A 17,079-nucleotide genomic window follows, 5' to 3' on the forward strand; every position below is an offset into this window, starting at 1 on the left:
TCAACGGAACCTCCTCTCGCATGAGTGTTGCGCACCGCTCAGCGGCGCGACTGAATCATCTTCCAGCCGTTGCCCGACGGGTCGCGGAAGCCGGCGTCGACATTGCCGTAGCGATCGATCGGCTCCTGCGTGAACTCGACGCCCAGGCCGCGCATCCGCGCATAAGCGCCGCGGCAGTCGTCGACGTCGAGCACCAGCGGCGGCATCGCACCCTTCGCCACCATCTCCTTCAGGCTCTGCGCCGTCGCCGCGTCGAGCGTCGGCGGGCCCGGCGTGAACAGGCCGAGCTGGAAGCTTGGCTGGTCCGGGTGCTGCACCGTCAACCAGCGAAAGTCGCCGTTTCGCACGTCCGTGTGGACACGGAAGCCGAGCTTCTCGACATAGAAAACCAGCGCCTCGTCCGTATCGCGGACGTAGAGGCCGACCACTCCGACACCTTGAGTCATGGAACCTTCCTTCCTTTCCTTTGGTTCGGCCCCTTGATATTTGCCCCTTCCCGTCGCCGCTTCTCCAAAACTGCGATATTCAGGTCCGGCCGGTGCGCGGCGCGAAGGATGCAGGCCGGTACCGGCGCCAGCACCTGCCCGGCCACCTTCTCGCGTGCCCGCAGTTCGCTTGGGCTTTCGCCGGTCACGTCGCGGAAGATCCGTCCGAACGTGCCCAGGCTGTTCCAGCCGGTGTGGAACGCTATCTCGGTGATCGCGAGCTCGGTGTCGCGGAGCAGCGTCTTCGCCCGCTCGATCCGCCGCGTCAGCAGGTACCGGTGCGGCGGCAGGCCGAAAGCCTGCTTGAACGATCGCGCGAAATGAGCCTCGGAAACGCCGCTCACCCGCGCCAGCCGCGGGATCGGCCATTCCTCGTCCGAGGCCGCGTCCATCCGGTCCTTGGCGCGCAGCAGCCGGCGCAGCAGCGCCGGGTCCTGGCCTTTCCTTGACTCGATGGATGGTTTGTCGGGCATCGTCGCCCGACACGAATATACGCCCGCCCGGAGCGCGCAATGCCCCGGCCCTGTCGCCCGCGCGGCTAGCCACTTCGTCCGCCATTGGGCTAGGCTCGGGGCCGGCTAGCGAACCGGGCAAGTTATTTTGGCATAGACATGCACCCCAGAAGAACATAATAAGAACATTCGTGCGAGTCGGAGGCCGGCCATGGATGTTCTTCACCGCTATTTCTTCGCCTTGCAGCCGCCCGAAAGCCTTGCCCGCCGCGCCGCGACCCTGCGCGACGCCTTCGCGGAGAATGGCGGCATCGTCCGCAGCGAGCGGCTGCACGTGACGCTCGGCATCACGGACGATTATGCGGAGCGGCCGGCGCCAGTGGTCGATCGCCTGCTCGCGATCGGCGAAGCGATCGATGCGGAGCCCTTCGTGGTGGCGCTCGATCGCCTGTCCGGCTGCGGCCGCACGATCGCGCTGCGGCCGAGCCGGACGCCGCCTGGTCTGACCGCGCTGCAGCGGCAGATCGACACGCAGATGCGCTACTGGAATGTTCGCCGGCCCGGCTGGACGTTCAATCCGCACATGACGCTCGTCTATCGGCCGCATCAGGAATTCCTGCGGCCGATCGAGGCGTTGGTCTGGGAAGCGACCGAGCTGGTGCTGGTCCACAGCCTCGTCGGCCGGACGCAGCACACCGCGCTCGGCCGTTGGCCGCTGCGGCGGCGACAGATGGAGCTGTCAGGAGTCTAGAGGCGGCAGCGCCCAGTCGATCGGCGGCAGGCCGTTTCTTTCGAGGAAGGCGTTGGCCTTCGAGAAATGGCGGCACCCGAAGAAGCCGTTATGGGCCGACAGCGGCGACGGGTGGGCGCATTTGAGCACGAGGTGCTTGCGCTGATCGACGAACGCCGCCTTGCGCTGGGCGTGACTGCCCCAGAGCAGGAAGACGACCGGCTCCTCCTTCGCATTGACCAGCCGGATCACGTCGTCGGTGAAGCCTTCCCAGCCCCGGCCCTGATGCGATGCGGCGCGGCCCATCTCGACGGTCAGCACCGCGTTGAGCAGCAGCACGCCCTGCTTCGCCCAATGCTCCAGGAAACCGTGCCGTGCCGGCGGGGTGCCGAGATCGCTTTCCATCTCCTTGTAGATGTTGACGAGGCTGGGCGGCAGCCGCGTGCCGGGGCGGACCGAGAAGCAGAGGCCATGCGCCTGGCCCGGCCCGTGATAGGGGTCCTGGCCCAGGACCACCACCCGCACCTTGTCGAGGGGAGTCAGATCGAGGGCGCGGAACCACTCGCTTCCGGCCGGAAAGATGCGCTTGCCGGCCGTCTTCTCGGCGACGAGGAACTCCTTGAGCGCCTTCATCCGCGGCTGCGCGAACGTGTCGCGCAGCGGCTCCAGCCAGCTCTGCTCGAGGCGGATCGCGTCCGCCACTAATCCGCCCGCGTCGCGCGCACGATCCGGACCGGCGCCCGGATCATCTGACCGCGCATCGCGCCGCGGCCGGCATTGGGCACCGTCTCCGCCGCCAGGATACGGCGCACGACGTCCATGCCCTCGGTCACCCGGCCGAACACGGCGAAGCCGGGATTGCCGCGCCGTGCGTCCATTTGCGGCATCGGATCGGTGATGATGAAGAACTCGCCCGTCGCCTGCCCCGGCTCGGTCTGCGCCATCGAGATCGCGCCGGCGACGTGGCGCAGCCCGGTCTGGCTGGTCGGCTCATGCGCGATCGGCGGCAGCACCCGGCGAATCTGGCGCCTTACCCCGCCCTGGATGAAGCCGCGCCCGTTCGCGCCCTCGGTTCGGGCGGCACGATAGAAGCTGATGCCGTCCAGCCGGTGCTCGTCGACATAGCGGACGAAATTGGCGGTCGTGACCGGGGCATGGGCGTGATCGAGCGCCAGCACGATCGCGCCCAGTTCGGTTTCCAGCCGGACTCGCACCGCGTCGCCCAGCGGCGCGGCCTTCGGCGCTACCGTTATTCGGTTGGCGCCGGCCGCATTGTTCGCGGTCGGAGCGTCGCCGCAGCCGCAGAGCGCGGCACAAGCCGCGAGGACGATCAGGCCGCGAATCATGGCGCCAGCCTAGTCGGCGCCAGCCTTCTGCGAAACCGCGCTGGACCCCCGCTCGTCGCGCGCTAAACCTGCGCCCACATTTCGCCAGTGAAGGAACCGAGCCATGTCATCCACCCCTTGGGGCGCACCGCAGAGCCACGGCCGGCAGGCCGGCGTCGCCGACGACATCGACTATGAAATCAAGGGCCAGGACCTGCAGTTCGTCGAGATCGAGCTCGATCCCGGCGAGAGCGCGGTCGCGGAGGCGGGGTCGATGGTCTGGAAGGACGCGACGGTCGAGATGACGACGGTGTTCGGCGACGGCACCGGCCAGGAGGGCGGCTTCATGGGCAAATTGCTCGGCGCCGGCAAAAGGCTGGTGACGGGCGAGAGCCTGTTCACCACCGTCTTCACCCATCGCGGGTCCGGCAAGGCGCGGGTCGCGTTCGGCGCGCCGGTGCCAGGGGCGATCCTGCCGATCAAGCTTGCGGATTTGGGCGGCACCCTGATCTGCCAGAAGGACGCTTTCCTCGCCGCCGCCAAGGGCGTGACGATCGGCATCGCGTTCCAGCGCAAGATCCTCACCGGCCTGTTCGGCGGCGAAGGCTTCATCATGCAGAAGCTCGACGGCGACGGCTGGGTGTTCGTGCAGATGGGCGGCACGGTGATCGCCCGCGACCTCGCGCCCGGTGAGGAGCTCCACGTCGACACCGGCTGCGTCGCCGCCTTCACCCCCTCGATCAATTTCGACGTGGTCGGCGTCGGCGGCGTGAAGAGCGCTTTGTTCGGCGGCGAGGGGCTGTTCTTTGCGCGCCTCACAGGCCCTGGCCGTGTCTGGATTCAGTCCCTCCCCTTCGCCCGCCTCGCGGGAAGGATGCTGGCGGCAGCGATGCCCGCCGGCGGCGGCAATCGCGGCGAGGGCTCGATCCTGGGCCCGCTCGGCGGCCTCATTCAGGGCAACAGCTGACGCTCGCGAGCTCAAAACAGCCCCGGCACCTCGCGTTGCGCGACGGCCGGGCGCTCCGGCGTCAGCAGTGTCAGCTGGCCTTCCCGCGCCGACTGGGCGGTCAGCCCGCCTGCGGTCACCGGCGCGCAGGGCCGCCCGGCGAGGAAATCGAGCGCCCGGGCGACCGACGATTCACGCGCGTCGCCGAGCGGGAAGGCGAGATCGTCGCTCGCGGCGCAGCTCGCGCCGACGAAGCCGGCGAGGCCGTCATAATAAGCGCCCTGCCGCGCCGCATTCTCGGTCGCGAAGGCGACGACGCGCAAACGGTCGTCGCACTGGGTGCGATCGAGGCCGATCTGGCCGACCGGCTTGCCATAGGTATTGGTCCCGATCAGCGCCGCATTGGTCTGCAGATAGGGGATGAATGAATTGATCACGAGCTCGCTCGCGCTCGCGGTGCTGCCCGTGCCGATGAACGCGACCCGGGTCGGCGCGACCGATTGCGGCTGCGGCCGGAACAGACGGGTGCTGTTGTTCGACGCCTTCTCGGCCCGGAAGGTGGTGAAAGCGAAGACCTCGGAGGTCGAGCGGTTGCGGCCGAGCAGGTCGCCCATCAATTCGGCGATCGAGACCAGGCCGCCGCCATTATAGCGGAAATCGACGATGACGTCGGTGATGCCCGCGGCGCGGAACTGGGCGAAGGCGTTGCGCAGCGCCGGATCGGCGCTGTCGATGAAGGTGCGCAAATTGACATAGCCGACCTGCCGCCCGCCATCGTTGATCACCTGAGCGCCGTAGCGCGACGAGACCGGCGTCAGGCTGTAATCGGCCTTGGTAACGCTGACGTCGCGCGTCCCCGCGGCATCGCGGATGCGCAGCAGCCGGGTGACGCCGGCATTGCTCGGCCCGATCGCGTTGGTGATGCCCGCCGCCCCCTCCGCCGCGATGATCGCATCGACGGTGCGCAGGTCCGCGAGGCTGGTGCCGATGGCGAGGATCTCGGTGCCACGATCGATGCCGGCCGCGAGCGCCGGCGCCCCTTCGAACGCCTCGGCGATGAACAGGCGGCGCGCCACCGTGTCGGTCGAAAGACGAACGCCAAAACCGGCACTGGAGCCGGAGTTGAAGAACGCGTTCTCCTCGGCGATCGAGGTGATGTAGGTGAAGAAACGGTCGCGGCGCTGCGCGCGCGCGGTGGCGGTCAGCGCGTCGATATAGGCCTGGACCGTTGGATAAGGCGTTGGATCGAGGGCCGCCGGCAGCGTCTCCGGGAACAGATACCATTCGCGCATCTGCGCCGCGGCCCAGTTCTGCCGGTCGAGCAATGAGCAGGTCGCCGGCGTGGTGCCGGTGCCGGAGCCTCCTGCCGATGCGCCTCCCCCGCCGCCGCCACCCCCGCCGCCGCAACTCGCCAGCAGCGCGACGATGCCGAGCGCCGCGCCCAGCTTCCGGAAAATCCCGCTTCTTTCCATAGCGTCAGAGGCTTAACCCGATTCCATAACGCTGTCAGGCGCAAAAGCATGCGCCAAGATTGACGGCTACCCGTGACACGCATCATGTGGCTACCAGAGAACGGGAGCCGACGCATGGCCGATACGAGCACCTGCACCACGCGATCCTGCGGCACCGTCACGCCGGGGATCGTCGACAAATGCCCGACCTGCGGCGGGCGCGTGCAGACTTCGCGCCGCATCAGGATGCTCGGCTGGGCTTCGATCGCCTGCGGCCTCTTCCTCATCGGCCTCATGGGCTACATCACTTCGGCCATGTACCCGACGCTGGCCAATCCCGGCGCCCCGATCGGCGGCGACCGCTGGACCGGCACCGCCGAGCAGGCGCGGATGGCGCTGAATCTCTTCTACCTGGTGATTGGCTTCGGCGTGCTCGCGGCCGCGGCCGGCGTATGGATGGTCGTCACCGGACGGCGGCACATCGCGATCACAATCGTTACCCTGCTCACCGCCGGCGTGCTCATCTTCCAGACCTGGGAGACGACCGCGGCGCTCAAGAACAGCCAGCGGGCCGAGGAGCCGCGCCGCATCGTCCAGCCGCCGCCGATGGCGCCGGTCAATTTGGGCGCGCCCGCGCCCGACAAACCGCAATGAAGCGGCGATGCTGCCCGCCTTCCTGTTCATCGACGATTTCCTGACCGATCCGATGGCGGCGCGGCAGGCGGCGCTCGCTCTGGACTACGATCCGGCGTTCAAGGAGGGCAATTATCCCGGCCTGTTGTCGACCCAACCGCTGCCCGTTCCCGGCCTCGACGAGGCGGTCGGCGGGGTCATCGGCCGCAAGGTGATGCCGCAGCCGGGAACGACCCACCAGCATTGCCGGCTGACCCTGGCCGGCGACAAGGGTATCTCCGGGGTCCATATCGACCCCTGCTTCTATTCCGGCATCCTCTATCTTTCGCTCCCCGAACATTGTCGCGGCGGCACCGATTTCTTCCGCCACCGCCGCACCGGACTGGACCGCGCGCCGGCCGACATGATGGGCGCGCTGAAGGCCGGCTATCCCGATCCCAACGCCCTGATCGAGGATGTCGTGAACGGCGACACGCTGAAGCCCGCGCGCTGGGAGAAGAGCTTCACCGCGCCGATGCGCTACAACCGGTTGATCCTGTTCAGCCCCTGGCTGTTCCACAATTCGGCGCCCGGATTCGGCAAGACGCCCGAGACCGGGCGACTGGTCCACCTGATGTTCTTCGCCGCCGGATAGAGAAAGGGCGCCCCTCGCGGAGCGCCCTTCCGTGCTCGAAAACGCGAGCGGCTTACATGCCGTTCGTGTCGGCCGTGCCGGCACCGCCGCCCGACGGCGCGGATTCGACCCGGTCGGCGCGGTTCTCGGCCGCGGAGACGATGTTGGAGGCCTGGCTTTGCAGCGCGTTGGCCTGGTTCTGGGCCGCGCTCATCGCGTTGGCGGCCTGGTTCTGCAGCGCGGCGGCCTGGTTCTCCGCCTCCGAACGAATATTGGCGGCCTTGTTGTCGGCCGGGCCGCGCGAGCAGCCGGCAAGCGCGATCAGGCCGACGGCCGCGAAGGCCAGGTGCGAAACTCTCATGCGGATTACTCCTCCCTGTTGTCCCCGTGCCGGCCTGCAAGGCGCACGCCGACGACCGCCGCTGCTCGCGCCGATCCCCGTCTCAATCCCCGAGCGCGGCTTCGGTTCCCTCAACGCCGGCGCCGGCTCGCCTGGTAGCGGCGGACTGCGGCGAGCGTGCTGGTCACATGCTCGCGCCAGTCGAGATCGCTGTGCGCGTAGATGATCCGGCCGTTGGGCGCGATCACATAAGAGGTGCGGTTGGTCATCGTCGCTCCCTCGCGCAGGCGCACGTCATAAGCGGTGATCGTCTCCGGGGTCGCGGTCGCGACCGGGAAGGCGTTGCGGCATTCCTCGACCGAGAAGCGGCGCAGCGTCTCGTAATCGTCCGCCGACAGGCCGATCAGCCGCGCCCCGGCGCGGCGGAACTGCGCCGCCGCCTGGCTGAAGGCCCGCGCCTCCAGCGTGCAGCCCTGGGTGAAGGCGCGGGGATAGAAATAGACGACGACCGGGCCGCGGGCGAGCAGCTCGGAGAGGCGCACCCGGAACGGCCGGCCGGCGAGTGCGCCGGTGGCGGTGAACTCGGGCGCCGTCGTGCCTTCGCGCAGCGCGGGGACAGCGGCGGTTGGGGTCAAAGCGAAAGCGGCGGCGAGAACGAGAGCGGCGAGGCGGCGCATGGCGAGTCTCCTGATCGAGGCCGGCGACGTTAGTCCCGAAACCCCCGCTTCGCCAGCGTCGCGCCGTGACCGAATTCGGGACCGGAAGGCAGAAGGGTTGTCGATTCCCGGGTTGCCAAACCTATGCTCCGCAGTGGATGGAACATCCTCCGTTCCGGAGGGGGGACGCGGATGGGGGCGATCGACCTGTTGTTCGAGGCGCTGCAGCTCGTCTTGCGCGAAGCGAGCCTGTTCGCTGCCTTTGGCTTCGTGGTGCTGGGCATTGGCGATCTTGTCATCGACGCCGCCTGGCTGATGCTGGCGATCCGGCGCGCGTTCCGCCCGAACGACCGGCCACGCGTCGCCACCAACCTCCCGCCGGCGAGGCAGCCGGGCCGGTTCGCCGTCTTCGTGCCGGCCTGGGACGAGGCGGAGGTGATCGGCGGCATGCTGCGTCACGCCCTCGCGGCGTTCGGCGGCGGCGATTATCGTATCTATGTCGGCTGCTATCCCAACGATCCGGCGACGATCGCGGCGGTGCGAGCGGTCGCCGATCCGCGCGTCCGGCTGGTCGTCGGACCGAGCGCGGGGCCGACCAGCAAGGCCGACTGCCTGAACCGGCTCTGGGCGCGGATGATCGCGGACGAAACAGCCGAGGGTTTCCGCTTCAAGGCGGTGGTGCTGCACGATGCGGAAGACATCGTTCATTCGGCCGAGCTTCCGCTCTTCGACAGCCTGATCGAGCGGTTCGATCTCGTCCAGTTGCCCGTCGTGCCGCTTATCGACAGAAGGTCGCGCTGGATCGGCGGCCACTATCTCGACGAGTTCGCCGAGGCGCACGGCAAGGAAATGGTGGTGCGGGCGGCCCTTAGGGTCGGGCTGCCGTCGGCCGGCGTCGGCTGCGCGCTCGACCGCGACGCACTGGCCGCGATCGCGGCGGCGCGCGGCGCGCCGTTCGACCCCGACAGCCTCACCGAGGATTATGAGCTCGGCCTTCGCTTTCGCGAGGCAGGACGCACGGCGACCTTCGTCAGGTTGCCGGCCGCGAATGGCCGGGCGGTGGTGGCGACCAAGGGATATTTCCCCACGTCGCTCGATGCGGCGGTCGCGCAGAAGGCGCGCTGGATGAGCGGCATCGCGCTGTCGGGATGGGATCGGCTCGGCTGGCGCGGCGGACTTGCCGAGCGGTGGATGCGATTGCGCGACCGCCAATCAGTGATCGCCGCCTTGCTGCTCGCCGCCGCCTATCTCGCCATTCTGTGCGGCGGCCTGCTGGCGCTCGTCGGTCTTGGCACCGAGCGCGAGATGCAGCCGTTTTCTGATACGTTCCTGCTGCTCGCGACTTTGGCGACGGGCCTGTTGCTCTGGCGGCTGGCAGTGCGCTTCTTCTTCGTCGCGCGCGACCATGGATGGCGGGAGGCGTGGCGCTCGCCATTCCGCGCGATGGTGGGCAATGCGATCGCCATTCTCGCCGCGGTGCGTGCGCTGAGCCGCTACAACGCGCACCGCCGCACCGGCCATTCGATCTGGGACAAAACGGCCCACGCTTTCCCGGCGCAGGTGCCGGCCGAATGAAGGAAGGCGCGCCGGTCCGTTTTCTCATTCTGTTGGTCGGCGGATGGACCTGCCTTCGCATCGCGACGCTTGCCGCCGGCTGGTGGGGCGAGGCGGCCCCGCCATCCTCGTCGCCCCTCGAACTGGCCGATCCGACGGCGACGACGGCTCTCGTCGCTGCACGCGCCGCAACAGCCGACGCAGTCCCCTCCAAGTCAGACGTCCCGTCGGCGACTTCATTCCGTTTGCACCAGCACGCTGCACTCCCGCCCCCCGCCTTGGCAAGCAACCGCGCAATGAGCCTGCCGACGCGCATGCCTTTTCACCAGTCGGAAGCAGTGCCGGCCTCGCCTCCGCAACGGCGCGAAGAGCTGCATGCAGGGCGCCCGATTTCCGTCGCGCAAACGGCGCCATCCGCATCGAGCGAGGCGCCGATCCCCACCCGACGCTGGTCTGGCTCGGCCTGGCTGCTGGCCCGGCGCGAAGGCGGGGTCGCGCTCGCGCCGCGCGGGACGCTGGGCGGCAGTCAGGCCGGCGCGCGGCTGCTTTACCGGCTGAATGACGACGCATCGCGGCCGCTGGCGTTGAGCGTCCGCGCCTATGTTCCGATCCGTCGCGCCACGGGGGCCGAAGCGGCCATCGGGTTCGACTGGCGGCCGATCGCGCGCGCGCCGATCCACCTGCTCGTCGAGCGCCGCCAGCGCCTCGGTCGCGAAGGACGCTCGACATTCTCGCTCACTGTCTATGGCGGCGGCTCGGCCGACCTCGGGCGAGGCTGGCGGCTCGAGGGCTACGCCCAGACGGGCGTCGTCGGCGCGCGTTCGCGCGACGGCTTCGTGGACGGCTCGGTTCGGCTGTCGCATCGCATCGGCCCAGTCGAAGGCGGCGGCGGGCTCTGGGGGGCAGCTCAGCCTGGCGCCTCGCGGCTGGACATCGGCCCGCACGTCAGCCTGCCGATCCGCGCGCACGGCGCATCCCTCCGGCTGTCGGCCGAATATCGCTTCCGCATCGCCGGGGACGCCGTCCCTTCTTCGGGCCCGGCCCTCACCCTCGGCGCGGATTTCTAGTCCCGGACGAGGCGCTGGAGGGCGCCATTGAGCATGCCCTCCCCGGCTGCTAGGCGGGCTGCATGGCGAAGGGGTCGAGCGACGAGGCGCCGCGGGGGCGGATCGCGAACCTGCTCGTCGTCTGGCGCTACGCGCTCAAATACAAGCTCACGATCCTCGGCGCGGGCGTCGCCCTGCTCCTCGCCGCCGGCGCGACGCTCGCCATTCCGGACGGGTTCCGCCGCCTGATCGATGCGGCCTTCGCGAACGGCGACGCCGCGGCGATCAATCCGATGTTCCGCTATCTGCTCGCCATGGTGGTCCTGCTCGGGTTCGCCACCGCGCTTCGCTTCTATTTCGTCTCGATGCTGGGCGAGAAGGTCGTCGCCGACATCCGCGTGGCGGTGCACGACAATATGCTCCGGCTGGAGCCGCGCTTCTTCGAGGAGAACCGGCCGTCGGAGATCGCCTCGCGCATCACGTCCGACACCGCGGTGATCGAGATGGTGGTGGGCTCGACCGTCTCGCAGGCGCTGCGCAACCTCGTCTTGGGCATTGGCGGCATCCTCTATCTCTTCACGCTGGCGCCGGTCATGACGCTCGGCCTGATCGTCGGCATCCCGGTGATCGTCATCCCGGTCGTGCTGCTCGGCCGGCGGGTGCGCGCCATTTCGCGCCGCAGCCAGGACCGGATCGCCGATCTGGGCACGATCGTCGCCGAAACGCTCGGCGCGATGAAGATCGTCCAGGCCTTCGGCCAGGAGCAGCGCGAGAGCGGCCGCTTCCGCGACGCGGTCGCGCGCACCTTCGCCACCGCCAAGCGGCGCATCGCGTTGCGCGCGGTCATGACGGGCGTGGTGATCGCGCTCGTCTTCGGCTCGATCACCCTGCTGATGCGCCAGGCGGCGGTCGACGTCTCCCAGGGCACCCTGAGCGGCGGCACCGTCGCCGCCTTCGTGATCACCGGCGCGCTGGTGGCGAGCGCGTTCGGCTCGCTGACCGAGGTCTATGGCGAATTGCTGCGCGGCGCCGGCGCGGCCGGGCGGATCGCCGAGCTGATGGCGGAGCGGCCGGGCATCACCGCGCCGGCGCATCCCGCATCATTGCCGGTCGCCGGCCGGGGCGCGCTGGAGTTCGATCGGGTCAGCTTCCGCTACCCGACCCGGCCCGACATCAGCGCGCTGCACGAGTTCAGCCTTTCGGTCGCGCCCGGCGAGCTGCTCGCGGTCGTCGGCCCATCCGGGGCGGGCAAAACGACCCTCTTCCAGCTCGCGTTGCGCTTCTACGACCCTCAAGTGGGAAGCGTGCGGCTCGACGGCGTCGATCTGCGCAGCGCCGACCCGGCCGAGGTGCGGACGCGGATCGCGATGGTGCCGCAGGAGACGATGATCTTCGCCGCCTCGGCGCGCGACAATCTGCGCTACGGCCGCTGGGATGCGAGCGACGACGAGCTCTGGGCGGCGGCCGAGGCGGCGAACGCGGCCGAGTTCCTGCATCGCCTGCCGGAGGGGCTCGACACCTATCTCGGCGAGGGCGGCGCGCGCCTTTCCGGAGGCCAGCGGCAGCGGGTCGCGATCGCCCGGGCGCTGCTCCGCGACGCGCCGCTGCTGCTGCTCGACGAGGCGACCTCCGCGCTCGACGCCGAGAGCGAGCGGCTGGTCCAGGCTTCGCTCGAGCGTCTGTTCGAGGGCCGCACGACGATCGTCATCGCGCACCGTCTCGCCACCGTCCGACGCGCCGACCGCATCATCGTGATGGAGCAGGGCCAGATCGTCGAAGAGGGCGACCATGACGCGCTCAACCGGGGCGGCGGGCTCTATGCGCGGCTCGCCCGCCTCCAGTTCGAAGGCATAGCCGCCTAGAGAGGCTGGCCCGGGCGGACCGAAGAATTGGAGTCATCCCGGCGAAAGCCGGGATCCATGGACACCGACCTCTTTTGGAGCGCGCCGATGTGGTCGCCCAGACGGACAATCCCGAGTTTATGGGTCCCGGCTTTCGCCGGGATGACTCCGGATCGGGCGCCGGTGGTCGACACAACGAAAAAGGGCGGCCCGATGGACAGCCCCTTCGCTTCGATCCCGACGGGATCAGAAGTTGGTGTAGCGCTCGTTGCCGATGAAGCCCATCGCGGTGATGTTCGCGCGCTTGGTCACAGCGAGCACTTCGTCCACCTGCTCGTAGCGCGCTTCCGGATCGGGGGCGAGGTGGAGCTCCGGCACCGGCCGCAACGTCGTCGTGTAGTCGAGATACTGGCGCAGCCGGACCAGATCGATCGGTGTGCCGTTCCACAGCACCGCGTTGTTGGGCATGATGTTGATCGTGTTCTTGACCGGATCGATCGGCGGCGGCGGCTGGTTTTCCTGGTTCTGCGGCAGGTCCAGCTTCACCGCATGGGTCTGGACCGGGATCGTGATGATGAACATGATGAGAAGGACCAGCATGACGTCGATGAGCGGCGTCGTGTTGATGTCCATCATCGGTTCTGCCGATTCGGGATTGAGGACCGATGCGCTCATGAGAAGAAAACTCCTACCTTAATCCCGTGTCAGAAGCGGACGCCGCCGCGCGGCGGCGGCTCGGAAATGAAGGCGACCCGGGCGAAGCCGGCCCGCTGCACGGCGTTGATCGCGCCGCCGACGCAGCGCCAGGGCGTATTGATGTCGCCGCGGATATGCGCCTCCGGCAGATTGTCCGTGGTCATGTTCTGGGCGCCGCCCATGCGCTCGATCTCGGCCTCCAGGGCGAGCACCGCCCGCTGGGTCAGCGTCTCGGAAGACACCCGCGTGAGTTCCCAATAGACCTCGCACTGGCCGTTCACCGCCCGCACCGTCAGGCTGACATTCTCCGGCCGAGTGGTCGTCACCTCGAAGTCGACCTTGGGCAGGTTTACCGGGATCGTCTGCAGCACGACGGGAACGGCGATGAGGAAGATGATCAGCAGCACCAGCATGACGTCCACGAGAGGCGTCGTGTTGATGTCGGACATCGGGACATCTTCGTCTGAATGTTCGCCGACCTGCATTGCCATGATTCAGATTCCTATCGTGACAGTCTTCGCCCCGCCGGTGCGGGCGGGAGAGGCGGCGGACGCGCCCGGCAGCAGGCGCGTCCGCCGTATCAGCTTCAGGCCTTGGGAGCCGTCGTCGCCGCCGCGCCGCCGGTGGTGGCGGCGCCGGCCGCCGCCGCGGGGCGCGCCGGAGCCGCGCTGCGCGCCGGAGCGGCTGCCGCCGGCTTCACCGCGCCGCCCGAAGCCATATAACCATGGATGTCGGTGGCGAAGCGCAGCAGGTTCTCGCCGATCACCTTGTTGCGGCGCATCAGCCAGTTGTACTGCATGACCGCCGGCACCGCGACGGCGAGGCCGAGCGCGGTCATGATCAGTGCCTCGCCGACCGGGCCGGCGACGGCGTCGATCGACGCCTGGCCGGACGAGCCGATGCGGATGAGGGCGCGATAGATGCCGACGACGGTGCCGAACAGACCGACGAACGGCGCGGTCGAGCCGACGGTCGCGAGCAGCGACAGGCCGGTCGACAGCTTGGCGGTGATCGCCGCCTGGCTGCGTTGCAGGCTGGCCGCCACCCATTCATGCTGATCGACCGGGTCGGTCAGCTTGTTGTGCTGCTCTTCGGCGAGCAGGCCGTCGTCGACGACCTGGCGATAGGCGCCGTTCTTCTGCAGCTTGTTCGCGCCGTCGCGCAGATTGGGTGAGCCCCAGAAGACGCTGCGCACGCGCTTGCCCTCGTTGATGATCTTCTGCTGCTCGATCACCTTGGTGAAGAAGACGTACCACGACGCCACGGACATGATGACCATGATGCCGAAGGTGATCTGGGCGATCAGGCCGCCCTGTTCGAGCGCGGCCATCAGGCCATAAGGGTTTTCGCCCGCTGCTGCTGGTGTCGGTGCTGCCATTGTAGTTCCCTCTCAGTAGAAGTGCGTTGACGGTTCGATCAATTGCTCGGGAGCACCCAGCGGATGCGGGTGGTCGCGCTATCTGTGGTCGGGTTCCCGGAGCTGTCCCGCGCCGGCGTGAAGCGGGCCCGGCGGCGCAGGATGTTGCATGTCGCCGCATCAAGCGTTGCAGAGCCGCTGGACGACGTAACCGAGCAATCGGTGACCCGGCCGTCCGTGCCGACGGTGAGCCGCACGGCGGTCGTGCCCTGCTCCTCGTTGCGCTGCGCCGCGGCGGGATAGTCCGCATCCGAGAAATAAGAAGCGAGATTCGAGCGGGCGCGCGCCGGCTCGACCCGCACCGGCGCGGGCGGCGGAGGCGGCGCCGGCACGACGATCGGGGGCGGCGGCGCCGGCGGCAGTGGCGGCTGAATCACGACCGGCGACGGCGCCGGCGTCGGCAGGCGGACCAGCGGCGGCGGCGCGGTCACCGGCGGCGGCGGCACCTGCTTGGGCTGCTCGGGCGGCGGCTCCTCGGGCGGTGGTGCCTCTTCCTGCACCTCGAACGTCTTGAGATCCTCGGCCGCCTGCTTGACGAACTTGTAGGCGAGGCCGGTCACGAACGCGTAGCCGAGCAGCGCGTGGAGGATGGCCACCAGGATGATGGACCAAATCCGGCCGGGGGTCATTCCCTGATCAACGTATGACATTAATCAGCCGCGCTCCCTCTCACTGCCTGGCCCCGTCGTACACGACAACGCTGCGGCCGGTTTACGGTTCATCCCATGGCACACCATGGGCGAGGCCGGTTGCTCTATCGTGACGGTTCCGTCCAGGCAATCCTTCTCTCTTGCGCTTCATGGCACGGCTCGATTTGCGCCGCAATCCAAGGTTAATGCAGGCGTCGATAGCGAGCCGCCGAACGGACACGAGAGGAAGAGTTTGATGCCACGATCGGGCCAGGCGGCCATTGCAGCTCTGCTCCTTCTCCTGGGCCAAGCGGCTGAATCGCAACCGGTTTCGCCGCCCGTCGGACCAACCTACGCCGATCTTGCCGACCTTGCCGTGACGGCGCCGATCGCCGCCCACGTCCGCATCGCGCGGGTCGACCGGCTGCGCGCGGAGGAGGCGGCCAGCGCCCCGGCTGGCCATCGCCGCTTCCTCGTCGACGCCGATATCGTGGCACTGATTCGCGGCGCCCAGGGCATGCCGGCGCGAATCCGCTACCTCGTCGACCTGCCCAACGACGCGCGCGGCCGGCCGGCGGATTTGCGGCGGCGGAGCGAATGGCTGCTGCTCGCGTCGCGCTCGCCGGTGCGGCCGGAAGAGCTGCGCCTCGTCGCCCCCGACGCCCAGCTGCCGTACAGCGCCGAGCTCGCGGAGCGGCTCCGCGCTATTCTGCGCGAATCGAACGCGGCGACGGCGGCGCCGCGAATCACGGGCATCGGCCGCGCCTTCCACGTCCCCGGCTCGCTCCCCGGCGAAAGCGAGACCCAGTTCTTCCTCCAGACCGCGAACAACCGGCCGATCTCGATCTCGGTGCTGCGGCGGCCGAACGAGCCGCCGCGCTGGGGCGTTTCGCTGACCGAGGTGATCGACGAGGCGGCGCCGTCGCCGGCGCGCGACACCCTGCTCTGGTATCGGCTGGCCTGCAGCCTGCCGGCGCAGCTGCCGCGGGCCAGCCTCAGCGAGGCGAGCGCCGAGGAGGGGCGCGCGATCGAGGCGGATTATCGGTTCGTGATGGAGACTCTGGGCCGCTGTCAGCGCAACCGGCGTCCCGCCTAGAAGCTTGCCAGCTCGACGCCGACCCCGGCGCAATCGGGATAAATGTCCGGCTTGCGCGCCGCGACGCGCAGCGCCGTCACCCCGCGCCGCGCCGCGACCAGGTCGTAGATCTCCCGCACCACCGTCTCCTGCAGGTTGAAGCGACGGTCGGCGACCAACGCGCCAATCTCCGTGCGCAGGAAATCATAATCCCAGGCGCTCGTCTGGTCGTCGGCGGCGGCGAACGCGGCCTCGTCGACCCAGACCTCGACCGTGACCAGCAGCCGCTGCGGGTTGCCGATCTCGAACTCGTGAAAGCCGATATCGAGGTTGAGGGCATAATCCTCGAGCACGATCTTGCGCGTTTTCGGGCGCAGCCGGTCGGGCACAAGACCGTCGAGACGGCGGACAATATCGGTCATTTGGGCTCCAGGAACTGAACATCGCGGGCGAGCGACAGGAAGCGTTGGCCGCCATCGAGGGTGATGACCTGGCCGGTCAGGGTGGGCGTCGCGATGATGAAGCGCAAGGCAGCGACGATTTCATCAACCTCGACACCGCGGCCGAGCGCATTGAGGCCGTGGACCTCCTTGAAATTCTCCCGGCTCTGCGGCCCCGAGACCAGGGTCACCGTCGGCGCGATGCCGCAAACCCGGATGCGCGGCGCGAACGCGCGGGCCGTGAGCTCGGTGAGGCCGGCGAGGCCGAACTTGGAGACGGTGTAGCTGAAATAGTCGGGATTGGGCGCGGCGAGCTTGGCGTCCAGCATGTTGACGATCAGGCCGCGGTCGGCCCGCGCGGCGAAAGCCTGGCTGAGCAAGGCCGGCGCACGCAGGTTGACGTCGAGATGGGTGTCCCAGCTCTCCACGGTGAAATCGCCGACCTGGTCCAGCACAAAGCGCGACGCATTGTTCACCAGCAGCATCGGCGGCGGCAACCCGTCCAGCGCCGCCATGATCGTCCCAGTCGCGCCGGGGTCGGCGAGTTCAGCGGCGACCACGGAGCCGCCGATCTCGGCGGCGAGCGCCTCGGCCTCGGCGCGGCCGCGATTGTAGTGGATCAGCACGTGCCAGCCGTCGGCGGCGAGCGCGCGCGACAAGGCCGCGCCGATCCGCTTCGCGCCGCCGGTGACGATCGCCGTGCGCGGTCCTTCGAACTCGCTCGCCATGGCAGGCGGTTAGCGCGGCGCT

Annotated in this window: 21 protein-coding genes; 8 read left to right on the plus strand and 13 right to left on the minus strand. The window is 68.9% G+C overall.

Going from position 1 to position 17,079, the window contains the following annotated elements; all coding sequences use genetic code 11:
* Positions 1 to 38: 38 nt before the first annotated feature.
* Complete coding sequence (locus ACT4N3_RS09765) at positions 39 to 446, minus strand: VOC family protein (protein WP_444855029.1); 408 nt, start codon at positions 444 to 446, stop codon at positions 39 to 41.
* A complete protein-coding gene (locus tag ACT4N3_RS09770) occupies positions 443 to 958 on the minus strand; it encodes a helix-turn-helix domain-containing protein (protein ID WP_444855030.1) in 516 nt (171 codons plus the stop codon). Before ACT4N3_RS09770 ends, ACT4N3_RS09765 begins: the two co-directional genes overlap by 4 nt.
* A 190-nt stretch (positions 959 to 1,148) precedes the next feature.
* On the opposite strand from ACT4N3_RS09770, the gene ACT4N3_RS09775 reads away from it, so the two are divergent.
* Positions 1,149 to 1,688, plus strand: coding sequence for a 2'-5' RNA ligase family protein (locus ACT4N3_RS09775; protein WP_444855031.1), 540 nt, complete (start codon positions 1,149 to 1,151; stop codon positions 1,686 to 1,688).
* Here the strand turns inward: ACT4N3_RS09775 and ung are convergent.
* Positions 1,677 to 2,369 carry a uracil-DNA glycosylase gene (ung, locus tag ACT4N3_RS09780; RefSeq protein ID WP_444855032.1) on the minus strand — a complete coding sequence of 231 codons (693 nt, stop codon included), beginning with the start codon at positions 2,367 to 2,369 and terminating at the stop codon, positions 1,677 to 1,679. The genes ACT4N3_RS09775 and ung overlap by 12 nt on opposite strands.
* A complete protein-coding gene (locus ACT4N3_RS09785) occupies positions 2,369 to 3,013 on the minus strand; it encodes a peptidylprolyl isomerase (RefSeq protein WP_444855033.1) in 645 nt (214 codons plus the stop codon). The genes ung and ACT4N3_RS09785 overlap by 1 nt, the downstream gene beginning before the upstream one ends.
* A 103-nt stretch (positions 3,014 to 3,116) precedes the next feature.
* Here ACT4N3_RS09785 and ACT4N3_RS09790 point away from each other — a divergent pair, with 103 nt between their 5' ends.
* On the plus strand, positions 3,117 to 3,959 hold the full coding sequence (locus ACT4N3_RS09790) for a TIGR00266 family protein (protein WP_444855034.1): 843 nt from the start codon (positions 3,117 to 3,119) through the stop codon (positions 3,957 to 3,959).
* An 11-nt stretch (positions 3,960 to 3,970) separates the two neighbouring features.
* Here ACT4N3_RS09790 and ACT4N3_RS09795 read toward each other — a convergent pair whose 3' ends face one another.
* Complete coding sequence (locus ACT4N3_RS09795) at positions 3,971 to 5,410, minus strand: S41 family peptidase (protein WP_444855035.1); 1,440 nt, start codon at positions 5,408 to 5,410, stop codon at positions 3,971 to 3,973.
* A gap of 114 nt (positions 5,411 to 5,524) precedes the next feature.
* Between ACT4N3_RS09795 and ACT4N3_RS09800 the strand changes: the two genes are divergently transcribed.
* Entirely contained in the window at positions 5,525 to 6,043 is a 519-nt protein-coding gene (locus ACT4N3_RS09800; RefSeq protein WP_444855036.1) for a hypothetical protein, read from the plus strand.
* A 7-nt stretch (positions 6,044 to 6,050) separates the two neighbouring features.
* Positions 6,051 to 6,656, plus strand: a complete 606-nt coding sequence (locus ACT4N3_RS09805; RefSeq protein ID WP_444855037.1) for a DUF6445 family protein — start codon at positions 6,051 to 6,053, stop codon at positions 6,654 to 6,656.
* A gap of 52 nt (positions 6,657 to 6,708) precedes the next feature.
* Here ACT4N3_RS09805 and ACT4N3_RS09810 read toward each other — a convergent pair whose 3' ends face one another.
* Both ACT4N3_RS09810 and ACT4N3_RS09815 read right to left on the minus strand, forming a co-directional pair.
* Positions 6,709 to 6,996 carry a hypothetical protein gene (locus tag ACT4N3_RS09810; protein WP_444855038.1) on the minus strand — a complete coding sequence of 96 codons (288 nt, stop codon included), beginning with the start codon at positions 6,994 to 6,996 and terminating at the stop codon, positions 6,709 to 6,711.
* Between the two features lie 110 nt (positions 6,997 to 7,106).
* A complete protein-coding gene (locus tag ACT4N3_RS09815; protein WP_444855039.1) occupies positions 7,107 to 7,652 on the minus strand; it encodes a peroxiredoxin in 546 nt (181 codons plus the stop codon).
* Between the two features lie 171 nt (positions 7,653 to 7,823).
* On the opposite strand from ACT4N3_RS09815, the gene ACT4N3_RS09820 reads away from it, so the two are divergent.
* The 3 genes from ACT4N3_RS09820 to ACT4N3_RS09830 all read left to right on the plus strand — a co-directional run bounded on the left by ACT4N3_RS09820 (position 7,824) and on the right by ACT4N3_RS09830 (position 12,093).
* Complete coding sequence (locus ACT4N3_RS09820; protein ID WP_444855040.1) at positions 7,824 to 9,206, plus strand: glycosyl transferase family protein; 1,383 nt, start codon at positions 7,824 to 7,826, stop codon at positions 9,204 to 9,206.
* A complete protein-coding gene (locus tag ACT4N3_RS09825; RefSeq protein WP_444855041.1) occupies positions 9,203 to 10,252 on the plus strand; it encodes a hypothetical protein in 1,050 nt (349 codons plus the stop codon). Before ACT4N3_RS09820 ends, ACT4N3_RS09825 begins: the two co-directional genes overlap by 4 nt.
* A 62-nt stretch (positions 10,253 to 10,314) precedes the next feature.
* Complete coding sequence (locus tag ACT4N3_RS09830) at positions 10,315 to 12,093, plus strand: ABC transporter transmembrane domain-containing protein (protein WP_444855042.1); 1,779 nt, start codon at positions 10,315 to 10,317, stop codon at positions 12,091 to 12,093.
* Positions 12,094 to 12,318: 225 nt separating this feature from the next.
* On the opposite strand, the gene ACT4N3_RS09835 is transcribed toward ACT4N3_RS09830, so the two are convergent.
* The 4 genes from ACT4N3_RS09835 to ACT4N3_RS09850 form a co-directional block, all read right to left on the minus strand.
* Complete coding sequence (locus ACT4N3_RS09835; RefSeq protein WP_444855043.1) at positions 12,319 to 12,747, minus strand: ExbD/TolR family protein; 429 nt, start codon at positions 12,745 to 12,747, stop codon at positions 12,319 to 12,321.
* Positions 12,748 to 12,776: 29 nt separating this feature from the next.
* A complete protein-coding gene (locus tag ACT4N3_RS09840; RefSeq protein WP_444855044.1) occupies positions 12,777 to 13,259 on the minus strand; it encodes an ExbD/TolR family protein in 483 nt (160 codons plus the stop codon).
* A 95-nt stretch (positions 13,260 to 13,354) separates the two neighbouring features.
* Positions 13,355 to 14,146, minus strand: a complete 792-nt coding sequence (locus tag ACT4N3_RS09845; protein ID WP_444855045.1) for a MotA/TolQ/ExbB proton channel family protein — start codon at positions 14,144 to 14,146, stop codon at positions 13,355 to 13,357.
* A 38-nt stretch (positions 14,147 to 14,184) separates the two neighbouring features.
* Positions 14,185 to 14,835 (minus strand): energy transducer TonB, encoded by a 651-nt coding sequence (locus tag ACT4N3_RS09850; protein ID WP_444855046.1) that lies wholly within the window; start codon positions 14,833 to 14,835, stop codon positions 14,185 to 14,187.
* Positions 14,836 to 15,070: 235 nt separating this feature from the next.
* Between ACT4N3_RS09850 and ACT4N3_RS09855 the strand changes: the two genes are divergently transcribed.
* Positions 15,071 to 15,910, plus strand: a complete 840-nt coding sequence (locus tag ACT4N3_RS09855; protein ID WP_444855047.1) for a hypothetical protein — start codon at positions 15,071 to 15,073, stop codon at positions 15,908 to 15,910.
* Here ACT4N3_RS09855 and ACT4N3_RS09860 read toward each other — a convergent pair.
* Both ACT4N3_RS09860 and ACT4N3_RS09865 read right to left on the minus strand, forming a co-directional pair.
* A complete protein-coding gene (locus ACT4N3_RS09860) occupies positions 15,907 to 16,311 on the minus strand; it encodes a dihydroneopterin aldolase (protein WP_444855048.1) in 405 nt (134 codons plus the stop codon). The two genes, ACT4N3_RS09855 and ACT4N3_RS09860, sit on opposite strands and share 4 nt — an antisense overlap.
* Complete coding sequence (locus ACT4N3_RS09865) at positions 16,308 to 17,057, minus strand: SDR family NAD(P)-dependent oxidoreductase (RefSeq protein WP_444855049.1); 750 nt, start codon at positions 17,055 to 17,057, stop codon at positions 16,308 to 16,310. The genes ACT4N3_RS09860 and ACT4N3_RS09865 overlap by 4 nt, the downstream gene beginning before the upstream one ends.
* Positions 17,058 to 17,079 lie beyond the last annotated feature (22 nt).

The organism is Sphingosinicella sp., assembly GCF_052388015.1.
GTDB lineage: Bacteria > Pseudomonadota > Alphaproteobacteria > Sphingomonadales > Sphingomonadaceae > Allosphingosinicella.